Annotated in this window: 26 protein-coding genes; 18 read left to right on the top strand and 8 right to left on the bottom strand. The window is 68.4% G+C overall.

Annotated features, from left to right (window positions below):
• Positions 1-54: 54 nt before the first annotated feature.
• Positions 55-1,089 carry a CAF17-like 4Fe-4S cluster assembly/insertion protein YgfZ gene (gene ygfZ / locus KY49_RS08790; protein ID WP_042584206.1) on the bottom strand — a complete coding sequence of 345 codons (1,035 nt, stop codon included), beginning with the start codon at positions 1,087-1,089 and terminating at the stop codon, positions 55-57.
• Between the two features lie 77 nt (positions 1,090-1,166).
• Here ygfZ and mltG point away from each other — a divergent pair, with 77 nt between their 5' ends.
• The 9 genes from mltG to KY49_RS08745 all read left to right on the top strand — a co-directional run bounded on the left by mltG (position 1,167) and on the right by KY49_RS08745 (position 9,632).
• The gene (gene mltG / locus KY49_RS08785) at positions 1,167-2,186 is read left to right on the top strand and encodes an endolytic transglycosylase MltG (protein ID WP_042584205.1); all 1,020 of its coding nucleotides are present in this window, start codon (positions 1,167-1,169) and stop codon (positions 2,184-2,186) included.
• Positions 2,186-2,806, top strand: coding sequence for a dTMP kinase (gene tmk / locus KY49_RS08780; RefSeq protein WP_042584204.1), 621 nt, complete (start codon positions 2,186-2,188; stop codon positions 2,804-2,806). The genes mltG and tmk overlap by 1 nt, the downstream gene beginning before the upstream one ends.
• 36 nt (positions 2,807-2,842) lie before the next feature.
• Positions 2,843-3,871: a DNA polymerase III subunit delta' gene (locus KY49_RS08775; RefSeq protein WP_042584203.1), complete on the top strand. Its 1,029-nt coding sequence runs from the start codon at positions 2,843-2,845 to the stop codon at positions 3,869-3,871.
• Between the two features lie 90 nt (positions 3,872-3,961).
• Positions 3,962-4,741 carry a TatD family hydrolase gene (locus tag KY49_RS08770; protein ID WP_042584202.1) on the top strand — a complete coding sequence of 260 codons (780 nt, stop codon included), beginning with the start codon at positions 3,962-3,964 and terminating at the stop codon, positions 4,739-4,741.
• A gap of 46 nt (positions 4,742-4,787) precedes the next feature.
• Positions 4,788-5,495, top strand: coding sequence for an ankyrin repeat domain-containing protein (locus tag KY49_RS08765; RefSeq protein WP_042584201.1), 708 nt, complete (start codon positions 4,788-4,790; stop codon positions 5,493-5,495).
• Between the two features lie 80 nt (positions 5,496-5,575).
• On the top strand, positions 5,576-5,932 hold the full coding sequence (locus KY49_RS08760) for a Rap1a/Tai family immunity protein (protein ID WP_029226518.1): 357 nt from the start codon (positions 5,576-5,578) through the stop codon (positions 5,930-5,932).
• A 100-nt stretch (positions 5,933-6,032) separates the two neighbouring features.
• The gene (locus KY49_RS08755; protein ID WP_042584200.1) at positions 6,033-7,205 is read left to right on the top strand and encodes a mechanosensitive ion channel family protein; all 1,173 of its coding nucleotides are present in this window, start codon (positions 6,033-6,035) and stop codon (positions 7,203-7,205) included.
• A gap of 13 nt (positions 7,206-7,218) precedes the next feature.
• Positions 7,219-8,397: an AAA family ATPase gene (locus KY49_RS08750; protein ID WP_042584199.1), complete on the top strand. Its 1,179-nt coding sequence runs from the start codon at positions 7,219-7,221 to the stop codon at positions 8,395-8,397.
• A 170-nt stretch (positions 8,398-8,567) separates the two neighbouring features.
• Positions 8,568-9,632, top strand: coding sequence for a glycosyltransferase family 4 protein (locus KY49_RS08745; RefSeq protein ID WP_042584633.1), 1,065 nt, complete (start codon positions 8,568-8,570; stop codon positions 9,630-9,632).
• A gap of 91 nt (positions 9,633-9,723) precedes the next feature.
• On the opposite strand, the gene KY49_RS08740 is transcribed toward KY49_RS08745, so the two are convergent.
• The 3 genes from KY49_RS08740 to KY49_RS08730 all read right to left on the bottom strand — a co-directional run bounded on the left by KY49_RS08740 (position 9,724) and on the right by KY49_RS08730 (position 11,589).
• Positions 9,724-10,311, bottom strand: a complete 588-nt coding sequence (locus KY49_RS08740; RefSeq protein ID WP_042584198.1) for a BPSL1445 family SYLF domain-containing lipoprotein — start codon at positions 10,309-10,311, stop codon at positions 9,724-9,726.
• Between the two features lie 241 nt (positions 10,312-10,552).
• Positions 10,553-10,993: a membrane protein gene (locus KY49_RS08735; protein WP_042584197.1), complete on the bottom strand. Its 441-nt coding sequence runs from the start codon at positions 10,991-10,993 to the stop codon at positions 10,553-10,555.
• Between the two features lie 305 nt (positions 10,994-11,298).
• The gene (locus KY49_RS08730) at positions 11,299-11,589 is read right to left on the bottom strand and encodes a PsiF family protein (RefSeq protein ID WP_010092182.1); all 291 of its coding nucleotides are present in this window, start codon (positions 11,587-11,589) and stop codon (positions 11,299-11,301) included.
• A gap of 256 nt (positions 11,590-11,845) precedes the next feature.
• On the opposite strand from KY49_RS08730, the gene KY49_RS08725 reads away from it, so the two are divergent.
• The gene (locus tag KY49_RS08725) at positions 11,846-12,865 is read left to right on the top strand and encodes an asparaginase (protein ID WP_042584196.1); all 1,020 of its coding nucleotides are present in this window, start codon (positions 11,846-11,848) and stop codon (positions 12,863-12,865) included.
• A gap of 81 nt (positions 12,866-12,946) precedes the next feature.
• Here the strand turns inward: KY49_RS08725 and lysM are convergent, their stop codons facing one another.
• The 4 genes from lysM to gcl form a co-directional block, all read right to left on the bottom strand.
• The gene (lysM, locus tag KY49_RS08720; protein ID WP_010092184.1) at positions 12,947-13,417 is read right to left on the bottom strand and encodes a peptidoglycan-binding protein LysM; all 471 of its coding nucleotides are present in this window, start codon (positions 13,415-13,417) and stop codon (positions 12,947-12,949) included.
• 437 nt (positions 13,418-13,854) lie between these two features.
• Positions 13,855-14,760 (bottom strand): 2-hydroxy-3-oxopropionate reductase, encoded by a 906-nt coding sequence (locus KY49_RS08715; RefSeq protein ID WP_042584195.1) that lies wholly within the window; start codon positions 14,758-14,760, stop codon positions 13,855-13,857.
• Between the two features lie 42 nt (positions 14,761-14,802).
• Positions 14,803-15,612, bottom strand: coding sequence for a hydroxypyruvate isomerase (gene hyi / locus KY49_RS08710; RefSeq protein WP_042584194.1), 810 nt, complete (start codon positions 15,610-15,612; stop codon positions 14,803-14,805).
• Positions 15,613-15,652: 40 nt separating this feature from the next.
• Positions 15,653-17,428 carry a glyoxylate carboligase gene (gene gcl / locus KY49_RS08705; protein ID WP_042584193.1) on the bottom strand — a complete coding sequence of 592 codons (1,776 nt, stop codon included), beginning with the start codon at positions 17,426-17,428 and terminating at the stop codon, positions 15,653-15,655.
• A 166-nt stretch (positions 17,429-17,594) separates the two neighbouring features.
• Between gcl and KY49_RS08700 the strand changes: the two genes are divergently transcribed.
• The 8 genes from KY49_RS08700 (at position 17,595) to KY49_RS08665 (ending at position 23,570) form a co-directional block, all read left to right on the top strand.
• The gene (locus KY49_RS08700; RefSeq protein WP_010092188.1) at positions 17,595-18,506 is read left to right on the top strand and encodes a LysR family transcriptional regulator; all 912 of its coding nucleotides are present in this window, start codon (positions 17,595-17,597) and stop codon (positions 18,504-18,506) included.
• Between the two features lie 356 nt (positions 18,507-18,862).
• A complete protein-coding gene (locus KY49_RS08695) occupies positions 18,863-19,531 on the top strand; it encodes an RNA polymerase sigma factor (protein ID WP_042584192.1) in 669 nt (222 codons plus the stop codon).
• Complete coding sequence (locus KY49_RS08690) at positions 19,521-20,369, top strand: anti-sigma factor family protein (RefSeq protein WP_042584191.1); 849 nt, start codon at positions 19,521-19,523, stop codon at positions 20,367-20,369. The genes KY49_RS08695 and KY49_RS08690 overlap by 11 nt, the downstream gene beginning before the upstream one ends.
• Before the next feature lie 205 nt (positions 20,370-20,574).
• Entirely contained in the window at positions 20,575-20,949 is a 375-nt protein-coding gene (gene rpsF / locus KY49_RS08685) for a 30S ribosomal protein S6 (protein WP_006402295.1), read from the top strand.
• Positions 20,950-20,988: 39 nt separating this feature from the next.
• Complete coding sequence (priB, locus tag KY49_RS08680; RefSeq protein ID WP_042584190.1) at positions 20,989-21,288, top strand: primosomal replication protein N; 300 nt, start codon at positions 20,989-20,991, stop codon at positions 21,286-21,288.
• A gap of 2 nt (positions 21,289-21,290) precedes the next feature.
• Complete coding sequence (gene rpsR, locus KY49_RS08675; protein WP_004193360.1) at positions 21,291-21,566, top strand: 30S ribosomal protein S18; 276 nt, start codon at positions 21,291-21,293, stop codon at positions 21,564-21,566.
• A gap of 27 nt (positions 21,567-21,593) precedes the next feature.
• Positions 21,594-22,046, top strand: a complete 453-nt coding sequence (gene rplI, locus KY49_RS08670; protein ID WP_010092192.1) for a 50S ribosomal protein L9 — start codon at positions 21,594-21,596, stop codon at positions 22,044-22,046.
• 141 nt (positions 22,047-22,187) lie between these two features.
• A complete protein-coding gene (locus KY49_RS08665; protein ID WP_010092193.1) occupies positions 22,188-23,570 on the top strand; it encodes a replicative DNA helicase in 1,383 nt (460 codons plus the stop codon).

Below are 23,570 nucleotides of genomic sequence, written 5' to 3'. Positions count from 1 at the left end.
CCTCGGCCGCCGGCCGCACCGCGCGGGCCGGCGCCTGAACATTGGGATGGCCGCTCAAGCCTCCGTCGGCCATGCGTAGGGCAGCGGCTCGAACGCGAGCGCCGGGCCGTCAGCCGCGCCGAGATGCACGCTGCCGCTTTCCAGCGCGGCGAGCTTGATCTCGACGAGTGCGTCGACGCCGCCGGCCGGTGCGGCCGCCGCGTTCACGACCATCCCGCACGGCTGGCCGGGGTCGTCGCTGTGGAACAGCTCGATGCCGGCGCGCACTGTGTCGGTGTCACCCGCGGCGTGCGCGAGCGCGGTGCGCCGCTTGATCGTGCCGCGATACTGGCTGCGGGCGACGATTTCCTGGCCCGGATAGCAGCCCTTGCGGAAATTCACCGCGCCGATCACGTCGAAATTGATCATCTGCGGCACGAACTGCTCGACGGCCGGCTGCGTGACGCGCGGCTCGCCCGCGCGGATGTCGAGCCAGTCCCACACGGCCGGCGACACGGCGGGCAGCTTGCCGTCGAGCGCGGCGAGCCGCGCGTCGACTTCCGCGCGCGGCCCGATCCACAGGTAGCGCCGCTTGCCGGCGGCGTCCGGCATGCGGATCAGCGCGCCGGCGGGGCCGTCGACCTTCACGTGCACGCCGTCCGGCAGCGCGTCGAAGATGCCCGACAGCGCGGCGCGCACGTCGCCGGCGAAGCCGACCACGGCAAGCGCGTCGCTGGCGTCCGCGAGCTTCGCCTTCGCGCGCAGCACGAACATCGACAGCCGCTTCTGCGCCGCGGCCTGCACGTCCTTCGAGACCAGCAGGCGCACGTCGTGGCCGGACCGCCATGCGAGGAACGACGCGAGCAGGCGCCCCTTCGGCGAGCAGTAGCCGGCGAGCCGCGCGCTCGCGGGGTCGAGGTGCTCGATGTCGTTGGTCAGCTGGGTGTGCAGGAACGTCGCGGCATCGTCGCCGGCGACGTCGATCACGCCGAACTGCGGCAGCGGCATGTACGCGCCCGCCGCGTCGAAATCGGCGGCCGGCGGACGGGGGAACACGGGAAGCGAGGCGGGTGCGGCCTGGGCAGCCGGTGAAGCGAACGGTGTGCTCATGGAATGAGGGAACAGTCAACCCTGACTTTGACGGAGGCGAGCAAGTATTATATGGGTCTTACCTGAGTCACGTTTCCATGTCCCTACTGAAGAAATGCGCCGCAACCGTCGCGGCGCTGGCCGTCGTTGTGGTCGCCGCCGGCGCGGGCGGCGCGTATTACTGGGCAACCCGCCCGCTGCTGCTCGGCGCCGCGCCGCTCGACGTCACGATCAAGCCGCGCAGCAGCGTGAAGAGCGTCGCGCAGCAGCTCAAGCGCGGCGGCGTGCCCGTCGAGCCGTTCGCGTTCGTCGCGATGACGCGCGTGCTCGGCCTGTCCAGCCAGCTCAAATCCGGCAACTACGAATTCAAGAGCGGCATCACGCCGTACGACGTGCTGCAGAAGATCGCGCGCGGCGACGTCAACGAATACGTCGCGACCGTGATCGAAGGCTGGACCTTCAAGCGGATGCGCGCGGAACTCGACGGAAACCCGGATCTCGTGCACACGACCGCCGGCATGAGCGACGCCGACCTGCTGCGCGCGATCGGCGCGCCGGACAGCGCGGTCAAGCGGGGCAGCGGCGAAGGGCTGTTCTTTCCCGATACCTACCTGTTCGACAAGGGCACGGTCGACCTGAACATCTACCGGCGCGCGTACCGCCTGATGCAGACGCGTCTCGACGAGGCGTGGGCGGCGCGCGCGCCGGGCCTGCCGTACAAGACGCCTTACGAAGCGCTGACGATCGCGTCGATCGTCGAGAAGGAAACCGGGCATGCGGCGGACCGCGCGTTCGTCGCGGCGGTGTTCGCGAACCGGCTGCGCATCGGCATGCCGCTGCAGACCGATCCGTCGGTGATCTACGGGCTCGGCGACGCGTACGACGGCCGCCTGCGCAAGCGCGACCTGCAGGCCGACACTCCCTACAATACGTACACCCGGCGCGGGCTGCCGCCGACGCCGATCGCACTGCCCGGCGTCGCGGCGCTGCAGGCGGCGATCAATCCGGCGGCGACGAGCGCGCTCTACTTCGTCGCGAAGGGCGACGGCACGAGCGTGTTTTCCGACTCGCTCAACGACCACAACAAGGCCGTGGACAAATACATACGAGGTCAATGATGGCGCGCGGTAGATTTATCACGTTCGAAGGCATCGACGGGGCGGGGAAGACCACCCACCTCGAATGGTTTTGCGAACGGCTCCAGGACAAGCTGGCCGGCGCCGGCCGGCAGGTCGTCGTCACGCGCGAGCCGGGCGGCACGCAGCTCGGCGAGAAGCTGCGCGAGATCCTGCTGAACCAGCCGATGGACCTCGAGACCGAGGCGCTGCTGATGTTCGCCGCACGGCGCGAGCACCTCGCGCTCGTGATCGAGCCCGCGCTCGCGCGCGGCGACTGGGTCGTGTCCGACCGCTTCACCGACGCGACGTTCGCGTACCAGGGCGGCGGCCGCGGGCTGCCGCGCGACAAGCTCGAGGCGCTCGAGCGCTGGGTGCAGGGCGGCTTCCAGCCGGACCTGACCGTGCTGTTCGACGTCGCGCCGCAGGTCGCGAGCGAGCGGCGCGGCGCGGCGCGGATGCCCGACAAGTTCGAGAGCGAATCCGACGCGTTTTTCGCGCGCACGCGCGGCGAATACCTGCGGCGAGCGGCCGAGGCGCCGCACCGCTTCGCGATCGTCGATGCGACGCACTCGATCCCCGAGATCCGCAGGCAGCTCGAAGGCGTGCTCGCCGCGCTGTAATTCCGGACGGCCGCTTCGCTTACCTTTGGAACACACATGATCTATCCGTGGCAGACCGACGACTGGAACCGCCTGCAGCAACTGCGCGCGCAATGGCCGCATGCGCTGCTGCTGCACGGCCAGGCCGGGATCGGCAAGCTGCAGTTCGCGCAGCATCTCGCGCAGGGCTTCCTGTGCGAATCCCCGCAGGCGAATGGCGAGCCGTGCGGCGCGTGCGCGGCCTGCACGTGGTTCGCGCAGGGCAACCATCCCGACTACCGGATCGTGCTGCCGGAAGCGCTCGCCGGCGAAGCGCCGGGCGCAGCGGATGACGCCAAGCCGGCGGATGCCGACGAAGGCGGCAAGAAGACCCGCGCGCCGAGCAAGGAAATCAAGATCGAGCAGGTGCGCGCGCTGCTGGATTTCTGCGGAGTCGGCTCGCACCGCGGCGGGGCGCGCGTCGTCGTGCTGTATCCGGCCGAGGCGCTGAACGTCGCCGCGTCGAACGCGCTGCTGAAGACGCTGGAGGAGCCGCCGGCGGGCGTCGTGTTCCTGCTCGTGTCGGCGCGCATCGACCGCCTGCTGCCGACCATCATCAGCCGCTGCCGGCAATGGCCGATGACGGTGCCGGCGCCGGACGAGGCCGCCGCGTGGCTGGCCGCGCAGGGCGTCGCGGACGCGCCGGCGCTGCTGGCCGAGGCGGGCGGCGCGCCGCTCGCGGCGCTGGCGCTGGCGAGCGACGAGAACCGGCCGCTGCGCGACTTCACGCTCGGCCAGCTCGCGGCCGGCGCGGGGTGCGACCCGTTCGCGTGCGGCGAGGCGCTGCAGAAGCTGCCGGTGCCGCTCGTGCTCGGCTGGCTGCAGCGCTGGCTGTACGACCTGCTCGCGCAGCGGATGGCGGGCGCGCCGCGCTATTTCCCGGTCCATGCCGCCGCGCTCGCGCGCTGCGCGGACGCGCTCGACGCGAATGCGTTCGCGCGCTTCATGAAGACCGTGACGCGCCAGCGGATGGTCGAGAACCATCCGCTCAATGCGCGGCTGGTATTCGAGGAACTGTTCCTCGGATATCGTGAAATGTTCGAGTGAGCCCCGGCAAGCGGCTCGATTGCGCACGGGGCGCATAACCGGCGGCGCGCGGCCCGAGCGGCCGCCCGTCACCAGGATTCAGGAAACACGATGTTCGTCGATTCTCACTGCCACATCAATTTCAAGGGTCTCGCGGACCGCCTGCCGGCGGTGCTCGAGAACATGCGCGAGCACGACGTCACGCACGCGCTGTGCGTGTCCGTCGATTTCGAGACCTTGGCCGAGGTGCTCGCGATCGCGGAGGCGCACGACAACGTCTATGCGTCAGTCGGCGTGCACCCCGATCACGAGGACGCGCAGGAGCCGACGCTCGCCGAGCTGATCGAGCTGGCCGCGCACCCGAAGGTCGTCGCGATCGGCGAGACGGGCCTCGACTACTACCGCCTCGAAGGCCGCTCGATCGCCGACATGGAATGGCAGCGCGAGCGCTTCCGCACGCACATTCGCGCCGCGCACGCGACGCTGAAGCCGTTGATCATTCACACGCGGTCGTCGTCGGAGGACACGCTGCGGATCATGGCCGAGGAGCGCGCGGCGGTGCCGGGCGGCGTGATGCACTGCTTCACCGAGCCGTGGCCGGTCGCCGAGCAGGCGCTCGCGCAGGGCTTCCACATCTCACTGTCGGGGATCGTCACGTTCAAGAACGCGACCGACGTGCAGGACGTCGCGCGCCGCGTGCCGCTCGACCGGCTGCTGATCGAGACCGATTCGCCGTACCTCGCGCCGGTGCCGTATCGCGGCAAGCCGAATGAACCTGCGTACGTCAGCCATGTCGGACGCTTTATCGCATCCGAGCGCGGCATCGCCGTCGAGGCGCTGGCCGACGCGACGACGCAGAACTTTTTCCGGCTGTTCAAGATCGCCCGCTGACGGCGGCGCGACGCAGCCGACAACCCAGGGGAAGGAGCCCACAACAATGACCAAGCCGATCAAACATCTGCCGAAACGTGCGCTCGCCGCCGCCGCGCTGGTCGCGGGCGGGCTGTTCGCGGCCGCCGGCGCGCACTCGGAGTCGCTCGAAGCGATCGTCAAGGCGGTCAAGTTCGACGACATTGCCGACATCGGCAAGCAGTTGAAGAACGGCCTTGATCCGAACACGCTCGCGCCGAACGGCGATCCGCTCATCGTGATCGCCGCGCGCGAGAAGTCCGACAAGGTGGCGGCGGCGCTCGCCGCGGCGCCGAACGTCGACCTCGAGAAGGAAGACAAGGCGGGTGAGAACGCGCTGATGCTCGCGTCGCTGAACGGCGACGTCGGTCTCGTGAAGCTCCTGATCGACAAGGGCGCGGAGGTCAGCAAGAAGGGCTGGGCGCCGCTGCACTACGCGGCCACCAATGGCCAGGATGCGGTCGTCAAGGTGCTCCTCGACCATGACGCGTACATCGATACGGCATCGCCGAACGGCACGACGCCGCTGATGATGGCGGCGCGCGGCAACCACGCGTCGACGGTGAATCTGCTGCTCGACCAGGGCGCCGATCCGCAGGTGAAGAACCAGCTCGGCATCACCGCGCTGGAGTTCGCGAAGCACTACAAGGCGCCGGATGCGATCGACATCCTGAGCAAGCGCACCGAGCGCATCGGGGCGGCAACGCCGGGCAATGCCCAAAAGAGTGCAAAATAACGGTTTTGAGCGCGGCCGGCCAGGCGCGCGCCGGTCAGGCGCGGCCGGCGGCCACGGATCGCATTGACATAAGGAACACCATGTTGCGGGCTATGTTTTGTGCCGCGGCGTTCGCCGTGCCGTTGTCGGCGGCGGCTTTCACGGGCGCGGATCTCGATCGGCTGTGCGCGAAGACGGACGTGAAATCGCGGGCGTCGTGCGCGGCCTACATCGAAGGCGCCGCCGACGGCGTCTACAACACGATCGACGCGATCGGCGGCACCACCGGGCCGCGCGTCGGCCAGTATTTCTGCCTGCCGCCCGACATCAAGGCGCAGCAGATGACCGACGCGGTGCGCAAGTACATCGCGGAAAATCCGAAGCTGGCCGACTACAACGCGAGCACCGCGGTGTCGCTCGGTCTCGGCAAGGCGTTTCCCTGCAGGGGCGGCAACTGAACTGAAGCCGTGTCCGGGCGCGTGCCGCGCCCGGGCGTCGCCGATGCATCCAGGACGAGGCGCATGATGCGCCTCCTGAACCGAAGAGGCTCAGGCGTCGATGATTTCACTCGAGGAACTGCGGCGCATCGCCGATGCGCCATTGCATTCGTGGCTCGGCACGCTGATCGTGTCGGCCGTCATCCTGCTGGTCGGCGCGGCCGCGCACCGGATCGGCGCGCGCGTCGTCAAGCGCATCGCGCGCCCCTATCCGATGCTGAGCGTGGAATTGCGCTACATCGACAAGCCGTCGCTCGTCACGCTCGCGCTGCTCGCGCTCGAATTCGTCTGGCTGCAGGCCGACGACGGCGTGCCGTTCGTGCGCGGCATGCGCACCGCGGCGGCCGTCGGCACGATCGTGGCGCTGACCTGGCTGCTCGTGCGGCTCGCGGCCGCGGTCTGCGAGGCGATCATCCAGGCCCATCCGCTGGACACGGCGGACAACCTGCAGGCGCGTCGCATCCATACGCAGGCGCGCGTGCTGTCGCGGACCGTGATGGTGCTGATCGTGATCGTCGGCACCGGCGCCGCGCTGATGACGTTCCCGAACGTGCGCCAGGTCGGCGCGAGCCTGCTCGCGTCGGCCGGGGTCGCGGGCCTCGTCGCCGGCATCGCCGCGCGCCCGGTGCTCGGCAACCTGATCGCAGGCCTGCAGATCGCGCTGACGCAGCCGATCCGGCTCGACGACGTCGTCGTGATCCAGGGCGAGTGGGGGCGCATCGAGGAAATCACCGGCACCTACGTGTCGGTGCGCCTGTGGGACCAGCGGCGGCTCGTCGTGCCGCTGCAATGGTTCATCGAGAATCCGTTCGCGAACTGGACGCGCAACAGCGCCGAAATCATTGGTACGGTGTTCCTGTCCGTCGACTACCGGACGCCGCTCGCGCCGCTGCGCGAGGAGCTCGCGCGGCTCGTCCAGCACGCGCCCGAATGGGACGGCCGCGTGCAGGTGCTGCAGGTGACCGACGCGACCGAGCGCACGATGCAGTTGCGCGCGCTCGTCAGCGCGGCGGATTCGTCGCTGTGCTTCGACTTGCGCTGCCGCGTGCGCGAGGGGCTGATCGCGTACATCCAGTCGCATTACCCGCAGTGCCTGCCGCGCAGCCGCACCGAACTGTTTCCGCACGCCTCGGCGCCGGACGCGCCGAATCCTGCACGCCCGCACGAACGCGCGCCTGCCGCCAGCACGGCGGCGAACACCGCGGCCGATCCGCAGGCCGTCGACGGACGCTGATCCGCCCCCGATCATGACGGCACTCCATACGCTCGCCATTGCCAACTATCGCTCGCTGCGCGAGCTGATCGTGCCGCTCGCGGCGCTGAACGTCGTGACGGGGCCGAACGGCAGCGGCAAGTCGAGCGTGTACCGCGCGCTGCGGCTGCTCGCCGACACCGCGCAGGGCCGCGTGATCCCGTCGCTGGCCCGCGAGGGCGGGCTGCCGTCGACGCTGTGGGCCGGCCCCGAGCGGTTTTCGCGGTCGATGCTGGCGGGCGATGCGCCCGTTACCGGCACGGTACGCAACGGGCCGGTGAGCCTCAAGCTCGGGTTCGCGTGCGACGATTTCGGCTACGCGATCGACCTCGGCCTGCCGGTGAAGAACGACGATTCGATGTTCGGGCTCGATCCGGTCGTCAAGCGCGAATGCATCTGGAGCGGGCCGACATTGCGGCCGTCGACGCTGCTGGTCGACCGGCAGGGCGCGCAGATTCGCGCGCGCGATGCGTCGGGCGACTGGTCGACCGTCCCGCAGCCGGTCGCGAGCTTCGACAGCATGATGACGGAGTTCGCCGACCCGCGCGGCGCGCCGGAGATGATCGCGGTGCGCGAGCGGATCCGCTCGTGGCGCTTCTACGATCATTTCCGCACCGACGCGCAGGCGCCTGCGCGGCAGTCGCACATCGGCACCCACACTGCCGTGCTCGCGGACGACGGCGCCGACCTTGCCGCCGCGCTGCGGACGATTCGCGAGATCGGCGACGGCGCGGCGCTCGACGCGGCGATCGACGATGCGTTTCCGGGCGCGTCGGTCGAGATCGACAATCCGGGCGCCCGCGGCCGCTTCGAGGTGCTGATGCGCCAGCCGGGGCTGCTGCGCCCGCTGGCGGCCGCCGAGCTGTCGGACGGCACGCTGCGCTACCTGCTGCTCGCGGCGGCGCTCCTGACGCCGCGGCCGCCCGCGCTGATGGTGCTGAACGAACCGGAGACGAGCCTGCATCCGGACCTGCTGCCGGCGCTCGGCCGCCTGATCGCGCAGGCGGCGCGGCATTCGCAGGTGATCGTCGTGTCGCATGCGGCGCGGCTGATCGCGACGCTCGAGCGCGAGGCCGGCTGCGAGTCGCTCGTGCTCGACAAGCGGCTCGGCGCGACCGGGCTCGTCGATGCCGACACGCGGGACCTGCCGCCGTGGAAATGGCCGTCGCGCTGACGCGCGGCGCGTTGTCCGCCGTAGCTCCGACCCCTGTATCGGCAGCGTGGCCGAGTGTATCCGGCCTGTAACAACACCCATAAAATGCAAGACCCTCGGTGCGTCCCGGCCGGATCGCCAATAATGAAATATTCGGGCGGCGCTGCGCCGACCCTTTGGAGACGTGGATCATGAGAATTGCCCAGATCGCCCCGCTGACCGAGTCGGTGCCGCCGAAGCTGTACGGCGGCACGGAGCGCGTCGTGTCGTACATCACCGAGGCGCTCGTCGACCTCGGTCACGACGTGACGCTGTTCGCGAGCGGCGATTCGACGACGCGCGCGAAGCTCGAGCCGGTGTGGCCGCGCGCGCTGCGGCTCGACTCGTCGATCCGCGACCGGATCGCGCCGCACATGCTGCTGATGGAAACGGTCGCGCGCCGCGCGAAGGACTTCGACGTCCTGCATTTCCACATGGACTATTACTCGTTCTCGGTCTTCAACCGCCAGGAAGTGCCGTACGTGACGACGCTGCACGGCCGGCTCGACCTGCCCGAGCAGCAGCCGGTGTTCGACACGTTCAACACGGCGCCGGTGATCTCGATCTCGAACGCGCAGCGCCAGCCGCTGCCGCAGGCGAAATGGCTGACGACGGTCTATCACGGGCTGCCGGAGACGCTCTACACGCCGCAGCCGGTCGAGCCGCGCTATCTCGCGTTCCTCGGCCGCATCTCGCCGGAAAAGCGCGTCGACACGGCGATCCGCATCGCGCAGCAGTGCGGGCTGCCGATCAAGGTCGCCGCCAAGATCGACGCGGCCGACCAGGAGTATTTCGAACGCGAGATCAAGCCGCTGTTCGCGCTGCCGCATGTCGAATACATCGGCGAGATCGCCGATCACCAGAAAGCGGAATTCCTGTCGGGCGCGCATGCGCTGCTGTTCCCGATCGACTGGCCGGAGCCGTTCGGCCTCGTGATGGTCGAGGCGATGGCGTGCGGCACGCCGGTGATCGCGTTCAATCGCGGCTCGGTGCCGGAGGTGCTGGACGAGGGCGTGTCGGGCTTCATCGTCGAGGACGAGATCAGCGCGGTCGCGGCCGTCAACCGGCTGCGCCTGCTGCCGCGCGCACGCGTGCGGCAGCGCTTCGAGGAGCGCTTCACGTCGCGCCGGATGGCGCAGCAGTACGTCGACGTCTATCAGTCGCTGATCCGCGCGCAGAAGCGCGCGCGTTTCAAGGTGATCGATTCGACGACCTGACGCGTGTCGCGCAGGCGCAAAAAACGGCGATGCCCGTGAGGGCATCGCCGTTTGCACATGGACTGCCCGCGCGGGGCGCGGGCAGCGTGCGTCAGATCTTCAGCTTGGTAACCTTCGTGCCGTTGATCGACACGTCGCCCATCAGGCCGGCGTTCGTCAGCACGAACACCTGCACCGGCGCGGTGGCCGTGTTGGTGTCGACCGCGCCGTTCGCGCCCATCTTCACCAGCGCGACCGACGCGCCCGCGCCGGCGGCCCAGCCGTCCGAGCCGCGGAATTCGTTGAGCGATTCCTGCGTCATGAACAGGAACACGATCGCCTTCGATTGCGCGCCCGCCTGCAGGCCGACCGACAGCGACGACGTGTTGTAGTAGCCGACCGTGCTGCCGCCGACGCGCAGCGCGCCGTTGCCGGACTGGCCGCCGACGATGAAGCCGGCCTGGAGCACTTCAGGGAACACCAGCACGCCGCGCGATTTCGCGACGAGCTCGCGCGAGCCCTTGACCGTGGAATACAGGCGCGACAACGTCGCGTCGACGCTCGAATCGATCGCCTGGCGCTTCGACGCATTGGTCGCGGCGGTGTCGGGCTTGTCGGGGGTCGTGGTGCAACCGGCGAGCGCGAGGCTGCCGACGATGAGCGCGGCGGCGGCTTTCAGTGCGAGATTCCGTTTTTGCATCGTTCTTCTCCATCGGGTGATGTACAGGGTGAGTCGCACCGTTCAAGGGGCGGATCACGTCGGCAGTTATATCACAGCGGATTACGGGAGGCTTTTCATCGAGAAATGAAAAAGCGTCAAATCGTCAAGTTGTGTCGCTATCCGCCGACGAATGGCGCGCACGCGCTCGCCGGCGCGGCGCATGCGCCGGCGGCTTGCAGGCCAAGGGGAGGGCGACGGGCGCGGTGCGGCGATGCGCGCGTCAGTGCGGCACCGGCGGCTTGATCGGCGGCCGTCGCAGCGCGCGACGGATCAGCGCGATGACGACGCCGCATGCGAACAGGAACGCGGCCGGCACGACCCAGTAGCCGACGAACGCATGCCACAGGTAGCTCGCGAGCGTGTTGCGGCGCACCACGTACTCGTCGCGCGCGGCCTGCTGGCGGGGGGCATTGGCGGCGAGCACGTCGGCGGGGCAGCCGGCCGCGCGCGCTTCGTCAGGGGCGCCGTGACAGCGCGCGGCGGCGCCGGCGGCGCGCTGCGCATCGGTGAGCTGCCAGGTGGTCAGCGCGAGCTGCAGGTCCGCCTTGTTGTAGGCCATTTCCTCGCGGATCTCGCGCACGGCGACGATCGCGACGGGGACGGCCCAGAACACGATCACGATCACCCAGCGGCGGAACCAGCGGTGTTGTCTCCATGCCATCCAAGCCTCCGTTTGACGCGGCGTGCGCGTCCATGTCGAGGGCGGCCCGATGGCGCTTCTTATGCTTGGATGGGCCGCATTGCAGCCATCATAGAAGAAAACGCGGCGAATTGCCGCATCCTGTGCGGGGCGTGCGCGGTGGGCGGGCGCGGGCACGGAAAGCCGTCGTCAGGAGGGCCGCGCGCGGCCGCCGGCCGGCGGCGAGCCCGTCATCCGTGCGACCGGAGTCGATGCGCGTGCAACGAAAACAACAATGCCGCGCCCGTCGAAACGGTGCGCGGCATTGATGATGGGCGAGGCCGGAATCAGGCGGCCGGCTGGCCGCTCAGGCAGCTCTTCATGAACGCCTTGCGCTCGTCGCCCTTCTTGCCGGCGGCGTCCTTGTTGCAGGCCTTCATCTTGTCCTGCTGCGACATCGCCTTCGCCGGCTTCGCCGACAGGCAGTCCTTCATGAATGCCTTGCGTTCGTCGCCCGTCTTGCCGGCTGCCTGGGTGTTACAGGCCTTCATCTTGTCCTGCTGGCTGTTCGCCGCGAATGCGGGAGAAGCGAGCATGCCGCCGACGAGCAGTGCGGCTACGAGCGATTGAATTTTCATTTGACACTCCCATGGGGTGAACTGCGTTTTATTGACGCCATCGCGAAGCGGGACACATAGCGGGGACGCATCGCGCCGCGCGCTCCGATTATGGCGAATCAATGTGAAAACACCAAAACAGCACTTTCTATAACGTGGCGGACCGGACCGGCGTTGACGAAAAACGCAGGCGGACGATCGGGACAAACCATGATGCGCACGCGCCGGGCGCGGCCGGACTATCGTGCCCGGATCGCGAGCCATTACAATCGCGCCCATGAATACTCCGCACTTCGCTTCCGTTTCGCCGCCGGCCCTGCCGCGCATCGCCGTCCTCGCCACCGGCGGCACCATCGCCGGGGCCGCGCCCGACGCCGCCAGCACGGCCGGCTACCAGGCCGGCGCGCTCGGCGTCAACTTCCTGCTCGATGCAGTGCCGGCGCTCGCATCCGTCGCGCGCATCGACGCTGAACAGGTCGCCAGCATCGACAGCAAGGATCTCGCGCTGCCGCTTTGGAACACGCTGGCCGCGCGCATCGACGCGCTGATGGCCGACGACGCCGTCGACGGCATCGTGATCACGCACGGCACCGACACACTCGAGGAAACCGCCTACGCGCTGCACCTGACCGTGCGGGGCGACAAGCCGGTCGTGCTGACCGCGGCGATGCGCCCGGCGACCGCGCTGTCGTCCGACGGCCCGCTCAACCTGCTCAACGCGGTGACGGTCGCGGCTCACCCGGCCGCGCGCGGGCAGGGCGTGCTGGTCGCATTCAACAACCGGATCCATGGCGCGCGCGACGTCGTGAAGACGAGCACGTATGCGGTCGACGCGTTCCAGTCGCCGGAACTCGGCGCGCTCGGCTGGGTGCAGGACGGCCGCGTCGAATTCGCGCGGCGCGTGACGCGTCCGCACGATTCGCAACTGGCGATGCTTAATGCATGGCCGGCGGTCGAGGTTGTCGCCAGCTATTCAGGGGCCACGCGCACCGCCGTCGATGCGCTCGTCGCGGCCGGCGTGCGCGGGCTCGTCGTCGCGGGCACCGGCAACGGCTCGATCCATGCGACGCTGCAGGCGGCGCTCGCCGATGCGGTGAAGCAGGGCGTCGCCGTGGTCCGCGCGTCGCGGGTCGGCTCCGGGCACGTGATGAAGAACGGCGCCGCCTGCGACGACGCGCTCGGCTTCGTGAGCGCGGGCTCGCTGAACCCGTTCAAGGCGCGCGTGCTGCTGATGCTCGCGCTCGCGAACGGAATCGGCGCGCGCGACGACCTGCAGCGCTTGTTCGACACTTACTGACCGGACGCGTTGCGTCCGGCGTCAATGCAAAAGGCAGGCCGATCGGCCTGCCTTTTCGTTTTTGCGATCCTGAGCGAGCGATCAGGACTGCGGCGGGATCACGAGCTTCTGGCCCGGATAGATGCGGTCGGGGCTCGACAGCATCGGCTTGTTCGCTTCGAAGATCGCGGTGTTCTTCGTGCCGTCGCCGTAGTACTTCTCGGCGATCTTCCACAGATTGTCGCCGGACACGACGTCGTGGTACTGGACTTCCGGATCGTCCGGCTGGAGGTCGTCGTCGTTGACGCCCGCGACGCCCTGCACGTTGCCGGCCGCGACCTTGACCTTGGCCTTCGTGTCGAGATCGGCGACGCTGCCCGACAGCGTCACGGTGCGCGACGCGCCGTCGAACGCGACAGTCAGGTTCGACGTGTCGAGGCCCTGCGTGTCGATGTAATGCTTGATCGCATCGGCCGCGGTCTGGTTCGCGGCATTCGGATCTTCCGCCGCTTGCGCGTCGGCGTGACCCAGCAGTTTTTCACCCGCCTCTTTGATAAAGGAAAGAAGACCCATCGCTGCACTCCCTAGGTGGTTGAAAAGAAAACGCGCCGTGAAGTGGCGAAAAAAACACCGCGCTGGCACGAATGCGCGCGCGGCGGTTTTCTCGAAAGGCGTGGCGAAAGTGTAGGCGTTCACGGCGACGATTGCATGACTTATTGCACGCGTGAACGTAAAGAAGTGTAAGACGTGAAATCCGACAGACGGACACCCGACGACGACGTCTGACCGACCAAGGCTTCCCCGGCGTCGCCGGGTGCCGCTGCGGACCCCACCTCGCCGCTCTCAGCCCAGAGCGGCGTTTTTCGCCCCGTCGCACGCGAGCTGCGATGCGTGGCGGGGCGCCCCACGGAGATGCGCGACGACGCGCGCATCGATGCGGTCCGGCACGCGGAACCGCAAGTGTGGCGTGTGCGCGCGTCCGCGATGACCGCGGACGGCGCGCGATTGCGTCAGGCGACCTTGGCGTGCGCGTGCGGCTGCGCGATCTCGAAGTTCGACATGATCTCGAGCGCGCGCACGAGCGCCGAGTGATCCCAGGCCTTGCCGCCGTGCGATGCGCAGACGCTGAACAATTGCTGCGCGCTCGCGGTGTGCGGCAGCGCGAGGCCGAGCTTGCGCGCGCCGTCGAGCGCGAGATTCAGGTCCTTCTGGTGCAGCTCGATGCGGAAGCCCGGATCGAACGTGCGCTTCGTCATCCGCGCGCCGTGCACTTCGAGGATGCGCGAGGCGGCGAAGCCGCCCATCAGCGCCTGGCGCACGCGCTCCGGATCGGCGCCCGAGCGGGCGGCGAACAGCAGCGCTTCGCCGACGGCCTCGATGTTCAGCGCGACGATGATCTGGTTCGCGACCTTGCAGGTCTGGCCCGCGCCGTTGTCGCCGACGAGCGTGATGTTCCTGCCCATCCGCTCGAACAGCGGCTTCGCGCGTTCGAAGGCCTGCTCCGGGCCGCCGACCATGATCGTCAGCGTCGCCTCGCGCGCACCGACTTCGCCGCCGGACACCGGCGCGTCGAGGTAGTCGCAGCCGAGCGCGTTGATGTCCTTCGCGAATGCCTGCGTGTCGAGCGGCGAGATCGAGCTCATGTCGATCACGAGCTTGCCGGCGGTGAGGCCCTTCGCGACGCCGTCGTCGGCGAACAGCACATTGCGCACGTCGGGCGTGTCCGGAACCATCGAGATGATGATGTCCGCGTGCTTCGCGACTTCGGTCGAGTTCGCGACGACCTTCGCGCTCGCCCGCAGGTCGTCCGGCACCGGAAACGCGCCGTTCACGACGAGCTGATGATCGCCCTTGAGCAGGTTGCGCGCCATGTGCGCGCCCATGATGCCGAGGCCGATGAAACCGATGGTTGCCATATGAGTGTCTCCTTGTAGGGGCGATGACGGAACGGGCGAGGCTCAGGCGGCGCGGCGCGCCGAGCCTGGCGCACACCCGGCGATGCGTTGCAGCCAGCCGAGCCCTTCGGTCGTGGTGGTGCGGGGCTTGTATTCGCAGCCGACGTAGCCCGCATAGCCGAGCCGGTCGAGCAGCGCGAACAGGAACGCGTAGTTGATCTCGCCGGTGCCCGGCTCGTTGCGGCCCGGGTTGTCCGCGAGCTGGACGTGGCCGATCGACGCGAGGTTGCGCTCGATCGTCGCGGCCAGTTCGCCTTCCATGCGCTGCATGTGATAGATGTCGTACTGCAGGAACAGGTTGTCCGAGCCGACCGCGCGGATCACGTCGAGCCCTTCGGCCGAGCGGTTCAGCGCGAAGCCCGGGATGTCGAACGAATTGCACGGCTCGACGAGCAGGCGGATGCCTTCGCGCTTCAGCGCATCGGCGGCGAAGCGCAGGTTGTCGACGATCGTGACGAAGGTCGTGTCGCGCGCCGTGCTCGCCGACGGGATGCCGACCAGGCAGTTCAGCTGCGGCACCTTCAGCGCCTTCGCATACTCGATCGCGCGGCCGACGCCTTCCTGGAACTCGCCGACGCGATCGGGCAGGCACGCGATGCCGCGCTCGCCCTGGTCCCAGTTGCCGGCGGGCAGGTTGTGCAGCACGAGGCGCAGGCGGTGCGTCTCGAGCCGCTCGGCGAGTTCCTCTTTCGCGTACGGATACGGGAACAGGAACTCGACGGCGTCGAAGCCCGCGTCGGCGGCCGCCTTGAAGCGGTCGAGGAACGGCACTTCGTTGAACAGCATGGTCAGGTTGGCTGCAAACTTCGGCATGAGCTAAGCCTCTTCGGTCGGTCAGTAGGAATGGGGCGGGTCAGTCGAGCAGCGAGATCGCGGTCGGCGCGTGTTCGGCTTTGTCGGCGAGATCCTCGAACTCGTTGATCGCGTCGATCTCGGCGCCCATCGAGATGTTGGTCACGCGCTCGAGGATCACTTCGACGATCACCGGCACGCTGAACTCTTCCGCGAGCGCCTGCGCCTGCTTCAGCGCCGGCTCGATCTCTTCCGGCCTGGACACGCGCAGCGCCTTGCAGCCGAGGCCTTCGGCCACCGCGACGTGATCGACGCCATAGCCGTTCAACTCCGGCGCGTTGACGTTGTCGAACGCGAGCTGCACGCAGTAGTCCATGTCGAACGCGCGCTGCGCCTGGCGGATCAGCCCGAGGTACGAGTTGTTCACGACGACGTGCACGTACGGCAGCTTGAACTGCGCGCCGGCGGCGAGCTCCTCGATCATGAACTGGAAGTCGTAGTCACCCGACAGCGCGACGATCGGCCGTTGCGGATCGGCCGCGCGCACGCCCAGCGCGGCGGGGATCGTCCAGCCGAGCGGGCCGGCCTGGCCGCAGTTGATCCAGTTGCGCGCCTTGAACACGTGCAGGAACTGCGCGGCGGCGATCTGCGACAGGCCGATCGTGCTCACGTAGCACGTGTCGCGGCCGAACACCTTGTTCATCTCCTCGTACACGCGCTGCGGCTTGACGGGCACGTTGTCGAAATGCGTCTTGCGCTGCAGCGTGCGCTTGCGCTGCTGGCATTCGGCCACCCACGCGCCGCGGTCCTTCAGCTTGCCGGCGGCCTTCCATTCCTGCGCGACGGTGACGAACAGCTCGAGCGCGGCCTTCGCGTCGGACACGATCCCCAGATCCGGGCCGAACACGCGGCCGATCTGGGTCGGCTCGATGTCGACGTGGACGAACTTGCGGCCCTTCGTGTAGACGTCGATGCTGCCCGTGTGGCGGTTCGCCCAGCGGTTGCCGATGCCGAGCACGAAGTCGGACGCGAGCAGCGTCGCGTTGCCGTAGCGGTGCGAGGTCTGCAGGCCGACCATGCCGGCCATCAGCGGATGGTCGTCCGGAATCGCGCCCCACGACATCAGCGTCGGGATCACCGGCACGCCGACGGTTTCCGCGAACGCGACGAGCAGCTCCTCGGCCGCCGCGTTGAGCACGCCACCGCCCGACACGATCAGCGGCTTGTCCGCGTCGTTGAGCATCGCGAGCGCCTTCTCGATCTGCGCGCGGGTCGCCGCGGGCTTGTAGACGGGCAACGGCTCGTAGGTGTCGATGTCGAATTCGATCTCGGCGAGCTGCACGTCGATCGGCAGGTCGACCAGCACCGGGCCCGGGCGGCCCGAGCGCATCAGGTGGAACGCCTGCTGGAACACCCGCGGCACGAGCGCCGGCTCGCGCACGGTGACGGCCCACTTGGTGACCGGCTTCGCGATCGACTCGATGTCGACCGCCTGGAAGTCCTCCTTGTAGAGGCGCGCGCGCGGCGCCTGGCCGGTGATCGCGAGGATCGGAATCGAGTCGGCCGACGCCGAGTAGAGGCCCGTGATCATGTCGGTGCCGGCGGGGCCCGACGTGCCGATGCATACGCCGATGTTGCCTGGAGCGGCGCGCGTATAGCCTTCGGCCATGTGCGACGCGCCCTCGACGTGGCGGGCCAGCACGTGGCTGATGCCGCCCGATTTGCGCATCGCGGAATAGAACGGGTTGATCGCGGCGCCCGGCACGCCGAACGCGGTCTGGATGCCTTCCTTCTCGAGCACGAGCACGGCGGCGTCGACGGCTCTCATCTTGGCCATGAATGTCTCCTTGAATGTTTGCGGATCTTGCGAATCGGTCTGTTGGAGACACTTTAGGGATGCATCAAAGGTTTGATAAGATCAGCCGGAGTCGCTTTTTTCGAAACTAAAAGTATCGAATGACGGCGGGTCGGGCGTTGGCCGGCCGTCATGCAGGAGACACGGGATGGACCGCTTCAAGCAGATCGAGACGTTCGTGCGGGTCGCGGACGCGGGCAGCCTCGCGGCCGCGGCGCTCGAGGAGGGGGTGTCGCCGGTCGTGCTCGGCCGGCGCATCGACGCGCTGGAGAAGCGTCTCGGCGTGAAGCTGATGTACCGCTCGACGCGGCGGCTCGTCGTGAGCGAGGAGGGCGCGGCGTTTCTCGAGCGCTGCCGCGGCCTGCTCGCCGAATGGGACCAGGCCGAGAACGAGCTGGCCGCCGGGCGGCGCGCGGTGAGCGGCCACCTGATCGTGTCCGCGCCGGCCGCGTTCGGCCGCAAGCACGTCGCGCCGCACGCGCCGGGCTTTCTCGCCGACAAGCCGGACATGCAGCTGTCGTTCAACCTGACCGACCGGGTCGTCGACCTCGTGCGCGAAGGCTACGACCTGTCGATCCGGATCGGCGGCGCGGTCGATCCGAACTTCGTCGCGGTGAAGCTCGCGTCGAACCGGCGCGTCGTCTGCGGCACGCCGGATTATTTCCGCCGGCACGGCCGCCCGAAGACGCTCGACGACCTGCTGAAGCACAACTGCCTCGCGTTCAACCTGCAGGGCGGCCAGAACCGCGGCTGGTACTTCCAGCGCAACGGCAAGATCGTCACGATGCGCGTGACGGGCAACCTCGACTGCAACGACGGCGAACTGCTGCACCGCTGGGCGTCGGAAGGGCTCGGGCTCGGCTGGCGCTCGACCTGGGAGATCGCCGCGCAGCTCGAGACGGGCGAGCTCGAGACCGTCCTCGACGACTATGCGCTGCCCGACTACGACATCCTCGCCGTCTACCCGCAGCAGCGCTACGTGCCGGCGCGCGTGCGCTATTTCATCGACTACCTGCGCGATGCGTACGCGCGCGCCGGCTACTGGAGCGGCACGCCGTAGGCGCGCGCGACGCGGCGGCGGCCGGGGCACGACCGGGCGCGGCGGCGGGCGGCGCGGGGGCGCGGAGTTCGCCGCGGCGGGCGCGGCCGGCCGCGCGCGAATCGGGGTGCTTCGGAAAGGCGAGAGCGTATGGCATGGCGGCACCGGTGCGGATGATGACGAAGGCGTTTGCCTGTGATACCGCCCCCGCATGGCCGCCATTCCCGGATTATTTTTCGCCTCCCGGCGTGTTCGGCGGGAATAAACTCGATTCACGGGCGGTAGATATCTTCGACCGCGTGCGTATCGCCAGTCTGTCCGGGCGCCGCACGCCGGACGGAGGCGGCCGCGGCCGCGCGGATCAACGAGGAGGCGACGTGGGGCAATCCGGCCGGAGGGTCGACGAACGGGCGGTGGACGACGGCGGCGCGGCGGCACGCGGCGAACGCTTTCGCACGCTCGTGTTGCCGCATCTGGACGCCGCGTACAACCTCGCGCGCTGGCTGAGCGGCAACGCGAGCGACGCCGAGGACGTCGTCCAGGAGGCGTGCGTGCGTGCGCTGCGCTTCGTCGACGGCTGCCACGGCGGCAACGCGCGGCCGTGGCTGCTGACGATCGTGCGCCATACCTGGTACACGGAATGGCGGCGGCGCACGCACGCGCACGAAGTGGCGGTGCCCGACACGCTCGATGGAACGGAGTCGGCCGACGACTGGCACCCGGAGGCGGAAGATCCGCTCGCGCAGTTGCTGCGCGGCGAGGACGCCCGGCTCGTGAACGCCGCGCTCGCGAAACTGCCGGCCGAATATCGGGAAGTGCTCGTGCTGCGCGAAATGGAGGATTTGAGCTACCGCGAGATCGCGGCGATCGCGGACGTGCCGGTGGGCACCGTGATGTCGCGGCTCGCGCGCGGCCGCCGCCGCCTCGCCGCGCTGCTCGGCGGCGGTGCGCGCGGCGCGGCCCGCAAGGAAGCGCCGCAGGCCGGCGCCGCGTCGGGCGGCGCGCCGGCGGCCGGAACCGCATCGGAGGCCATCGATGGACTGTAACGAAGCGCGCGAACTGCTCGGCGCGGACGTCGACCGCGAGTTGCCGGCGCCCGATGCGATGCGGATCCAGCGGCACGTCGACGCCTGCGACGCGTGCCGGCGCGAGCGCGACCGGATCGTCGCGCTCGGCCAGGCAGTCCGGCAGGCGGAATACCATCGCGCGCCGGATGCGCTGCGCGCGCGCATTCTCGCGGGGCTGCCGGCGGCGGACGCCGAACCCCGGGCGGCCGCGCGCGGGCCCGGCTGGCTGGAGCGGCTCGGCCTGCGGGGCGCGCCGCGCGGCCCGGCGGCGGTTCGGCCGCGTCCGGGCGCCGTTGCGCTGTCGGGCCTCGGCTGGGGTGTTGCGCTCGTGATCGCGCTGGCCGCGGCGGCGGGGCTGACGCTGTCCGCGCACCGCGCGGCGACGGAGCGCACCGTCGACGAGCTCGTCGCGAGCCACGTGCGGGCCGGCCTGTCGGCGCGCGACATCGACGTGATCTCGACGGACCGCCACACGGTCAAGCCGTGGTTCAACGGGCGGCTCGACTACGCGCCGCCGGTCGAGGACCTGGGCGCGAGCGGCTTCCCGCTCGCGGGCGGCCGGCTCGACTACGTCGGGCAGCGTCGCGTCGCGGTGCTCGTCTACCGCTACCGGCAGCACGTGATCGACGTCTATGTGCGGCCGGCCGGCGAGGGCGGGGCGACGGCGCCATATGCGACCGTGTCGCAGGGCTATGCGCTCGACCGCTGGGACGCGGCCGGCATGACGTGGTGGGCGGTGACGGACGCCGAGCCGGCGGCGCTTGCGGCATTCAAGACGGCGCTGAACGCGCGCCTTGCCGCGCCGCGCACCGAGTGACGGCGGGCCGCGCGATGCGGCCCCATCACGATCTGCGGGGGCTGCGGCTGCCGGCCGGGCTCAAGTCGTTGAAAACATGGCCGATTCGCGCGGCGAATCAACGGTTCGCCTTGCATGCGACCCATATCCGGGTTAAAATCTCTGGCTTCTCACTTGCCACACCGGTTCAGACGCCCGGGTGGCTTCAATCCACAAGGAGTGTGTAATGCGTCATTACGAAATCGTCTTCATCGTGCACCCCGATCAGAGCGAGCAAGTGCCCGCGATGATCGAGCGTTACAAGACCACGATCACGTCGCACGGCGGCCAGATCCACCGTGTCGAAGACTGGGGCCGTCGCCAGCTGGCCTACATGATCGAGAAACTCGCGAAGGCTCACTACGTCTGCATGAACATCGAGTGCGACCAGACGACGCTCGACGAACTCGAACACGCGTTCAAGTTCAACGATGCCGTGCTGCGTCACCTCATCGTCAAGATGAAGAAGGCCGAGACCGGCCCGTCGCCGATGATGAAGGAAGTTCAGCGCGAAGAAGCCAAGAAGGCGGCTGCTGCTCAGCCGACCGAAGCGCAGGCTTAAGCTCGTCACCTTTAAGCCATCAAGGAGCACGCGACTCACGTGAACAGGTTGCAATTGACGGCGAGCGTCGTCGAGCGCGCAGCGGTGCGGTACACGCCCGCCGGCGTTCCGATCGCAAGCGCCACGTTGCAGCACCGCGCGGAAGTCGTCGAGGCAGGCATTCCCCGTCAGGTCGAGATGACGATCGAGGCGGTGGCGGCCGGCGAGGCGAGCGGCAGGCTGGAAGGCTGTGAAATGGGCGTCGAGACGCTGTTCACGGGCTTCCTGGCGAAGAAAAGCCGCAACGCGCGCACCTTGGTGTTTCACATCACAGCATTGCAGGACATTGGAAAGGACTGAACATGGCCCGCCCCACTGGTAAGAAATTCGACAAGCGTCGTCAGCAACAAAACCCGCTCTTCAAGCGCAAGAAGTTCTGCCGTTTCACCGCGGCCGGCGTCGAGCAGATCGACTACAAGGACACGGAAACGCTGAAGGACTTCATCGGCGAAAACGGCAAGATCACGCCGGCTCGCCTGACGGGCACGAAGGCGCACTATCAGCGTCAGCTGGACACGGCGATCAAGCGCGCGCGTTTCCTCGCGCTGCTGCCGTACACCGATCAGCACAAGGCGTAATCAGGCGACGCAATAAGGAGAATTCGAATGCAAATCATTCTGTTGGAAAAAGTCGCCAATCTGGGCAACCTCGGCGACATCGTCAAGGTCAAGGACGGTTACGCTCGCAACTTCCTGATCCCGAACCGCAAGGCTCGCCGTGCAACGAAGGAAGCGATCGCTGAATTCGAAGTGCGTCGCGCAGAGCTGGAAAAGGTCGCCGCTGAAAAGCTGGCGGCTTCGCAGGCAGTCGGCGAGAAGCTGGCAGGCCAGTCGTTCGAAATCACGCAGAAGTCGGGCGTCGACGGCCGTCTGTTCGGCTCGGTCACGAACGGTGACGTGGCTGAACTGCTGAAGAAGGCAGGCTACGACGTCGAGAAGGCGCAGGTTCGCATGCCGGAAGGCCCGCTGAAGATGATCGGCGAGCACGGCGTTCAGGTCGCGCTGCACACGGACGTCGTCGTCGACGTCACGATCAACGTGATCGGCGACCACGCGTAAGCGACAGGCAGTCTCGCCGGGCGGCTCCCGCCGCCCGGATGAAGGGCAGGTGCCCGGGCAACCGGGGCCTGCCTTTTTTGTTGCCCGGCAGCCGGCGGCCGCGCTGGCATCTCCGCGCCCAATTCGCGATAATCCCAACCCATGAACGCGCCGCAAGATCCTCAAATCGAATCGCTGAAAGTCCCGCCGCACTCGGTCGAAGCCGAGCAGTCGGTGCTGGGCGGCCTGTTGCTCGACAATGCGGCGTGGGACCGGATCGCCGACTATCTGTCGCAGGGCGATTTCTACCGCTACGACCACCGGATCATCTTCGAGCACATCGGCAGGCTGATTGCGTCGACGCGTCCGGCCGACGTGGTGACCGTGTACGAAGCGCTGACCACGTCGGGCAAGGCGGACGACGTCGGCGGGCTCGCGTACCTGAACGCGCTTGCGCAGAATACGCCGAGCGCCGCGAACATCCGCCGCTATGCGGAAATCGTGCGCGACCGCGCGGTGCTGCGCCGGCTCGTGTCGGTGGCCGACGAGATTTCCGCCGATGCGTTCAACCCGCAGGGCAAGGAAGTCCGCCAGCTGCTCGACGCGGCGGAGGCGAAGGTGTTCTCGATCGCCGAAGAGGGCGCGCGCGGCAACCAGGGCTTCCTCGAGATCGGGCCGCTGCTCACGCAGGTCGTCGAGCGCATCGACACGCTGTATCACACCGCGAATCCGAGCGACGTCACCGGCACGCCGACGGGCTTCGTCGACCTCGACCGGATGACGTCGGGGATGCACGGCGGCGAGCTGATCATCGTCGCCGGCCGCCCGTCGATGGGTAAAACGGCCTTCTCGATGAACATCGGCGAATACGTCGCGGTCGAGTACGGGCTGCCGGTCGCGGTGTTCTCGATGGAAATGCCGGGCACGCAGCTCGTGATGCGTATGCTCGGTTCGGTCGGGCGGCTCGACCAGCACCGGATGCGGACCGGGCGGCTGACCGACGAGGATTGGCCGAAGCTGACCCACGCGGTGCAGAAGATGAGCGAGGCACAGCTGTTCATCGACGAGACGGGCGGCCTGAACCCGATGGAATTGCGTTCGCGGGCGCGCCGGCTCGCGCGCCAGTGCGGCAAGCTCGGCCTCATCATCGTCGACTACCTGCAGCTGATGACGGGCTCGTCGCAGGGCGAGAACCGCGCGACCGAAATCTCGGAAATCTCCCGCTCGCTGAAGAGTCTCGCGAAGGAGCTGGACGTGCCGGTGATCGCGCTGTCGCAGCTCAACCGCGGCCTCGAACAGCGTCCGAACAAGCGTCCGGTGATGTCGGACCTGCGGGAATCGGGCGCAATCGAACAGGACGCTGACGTGATCCTGTTCATCTACCGGGACGAAGTCTACAACCCGGACAGCCCCGACAAGGGCACTGCCGAAATCATCATCGGCAAGCAGCGTAACGGCCCGATCGGGCCCGTTCGACTCACGTTCCTGGGGCAATACACGAAGTTCGACAACTTTGCAGGTGCACAGAACTTCTACGGCGAGTAA

Source organism: Burkholderia sp. MSHR3999 (assembly GCF_000833595.1).
Taxonomy (GTDB): Bacteria; Pseudomonadota; Gammaproteobacteria; order Burkholderiales; family Burkholderiaceae; genus Burkholderia; species Burkholderia ubonensis.
Note: the sequence above shows the minus strand (reverse complement) of the source record. Positions and strands in the feature narration are given on the sequence as shown.

Coding starts and splice junctions, on each gene's coding strand:
- KY49_RS08730 (WP_010092182.1), bottom strand. CDS start 11,589: ATGAAAATTCAATCGCTCGTAGCCGCACTGCTCGTCGGCGGCATGCTC.
- KY49_RS08735 (WP_042584197.1), bottom strand. CDS start 10,993: ATGGCATGGAGACAACACCGCTGGTTCCGCCGCTGGGTGATCGTGATC.
- ygfZ (WP_042584206.1), bottom strand. CDS start 1,089: ATGAGCACACCGTTCGCTTCACCGGCTGCCCAGGCCGCACCCGCCTCG.
- tmk (WP_042584204.1), top strand. CDS start 2,186: ATGGCGCGCGGTAGATTTATCACGTTCGAAGGCATCGACGGGGCGGGG.
- KY49_RS08700 (WP_010092188.1), top strand. CDS start 17,595: ATGGACCGCTTCAAGCAGATCGAGACGTTCGTGCGGGTCGCGGACGCG.
- KY49_RS08765 (WP_042584201.1), top strand. CDS start 4,788: ATGACCAAGCCGATCAAACATCTGCCGAAACGTGCGCTCGCCGCCGCC.
- KY49_RS08750 (WP_042584199.1), top strand. CDS start 7,219: ATGACGGCACTCCATACGCTCGCCATTGCCAACTATCGCTCGCTGCGC.
- rpsF (WP_006402295.1), top strand. CDS start 20,575: ATGCGTCATTACGAAATCGTCTTCATCGTGCACCCCGATCAGAGCGAG.
- KY49_RS08715 (WP_042584195.1), bottom strand. CDS start 14,760: ATGGCAACCATCGGTTTCATCGGCCTCGGCATCATGGGCGCGCACATG.
- KY49_RS08775 (WP_042584203.1), top strand. CDS start 2,843: ATGATCTATCCGTGGCAGACCGACGACTGGAACCGCCTGCAGCAACTG.
- rplI (WP_010092192.1), top strand. CDS start 21,594: ATGCAAATCATTCTGTTGGAAAAAGTCGCCAATCTGGGCAACCTCGGC.
- KY49_RS08740 (WP_042584198.1), bottom strand. CDS start 10,311: ATGCAAAAACGGAATCTCGCACTGAAAGCCGCCGCCGCGCTCATCGTC.
- KY49_RS08690 (WP_042584191.1), top strand. CDS start 19,521: ATGGACTGTAACGAAGCGCGCGAACTGCTCGGCGCGGACGTCGACCGC.
- KY49_RS08745 (WP_042584633.1), top strand. CDS start 8,568: ATGAGAATTGCCCAGATCGCCCCGCTGACCGAGTCGGTGCCGCCGAAG.
- lysM (WP_010092184.1), bottom strand. CDS start 13,417: ATGGGTCTTCTTTCCTTTATCAAAGAGGCGGGTGAAAAACTGCTGGGT.
- rpsR (WP_004193360.1), top strand. CDS start 21,291: ATGGCCCGCCCCACTGGTAAGAAATTCGACAAGCGTCGTCAGCAACAA.
- gcl (WP_042584193.1), bottom strand. CDS start 17,428: ATGGCCAAGATGAGAGCCGTCGACGCCGCCGTGCTCGTGCTCGAGAAG.
- KY49_RS08770 (WP_042584202.1), top strand. CDS start 3,962: ATGTTCGTCGATTCTCACTGCCACATCAATTTCAAGGGTCTCGCGGAC.
- KY49_RS08760 (WP_029226518.1), top strand. CDS start 5,576: ATGTTGCGGGCTATGTTTTGTGCCGCGGCGTTCGCCGTGCCGTTGTCG.
- KY49_RS08725 (WP_042584196.1), top strand. CDS start 11,846: ATGAATACTCCGCACTTCGCTTCCGTTTCGCCGCCGGCCCTGCCGCGC.
- KY49_RS08665 (WP_010092193.1), top strand. CDS start 22,188: ATGAACGCGCCGCAAGATCCTCAAATCGAATCGCTGAAAGTCCCGCCG.
- mltG (WP_042584205.1), top strand. CDS start 1,167: ATGTCCCTACTGAAGAAATGCGCCGCAACCGTCGCGGCGCTGGCCGTC.
- hyi (WP_042584194.1), bottom strand. CDS start 15,612: ATGCCGAAGTTTGCAGCCAACCTGACCATGCTGTTCAACGAAGTGCCG.
- KY49_RS08755 (WP_042584200.1), top strand. CDS start 6,033: ATGATTTCACTCGAGGAACTGCGGCGCATCGCCGATGCGCCATTGCAT.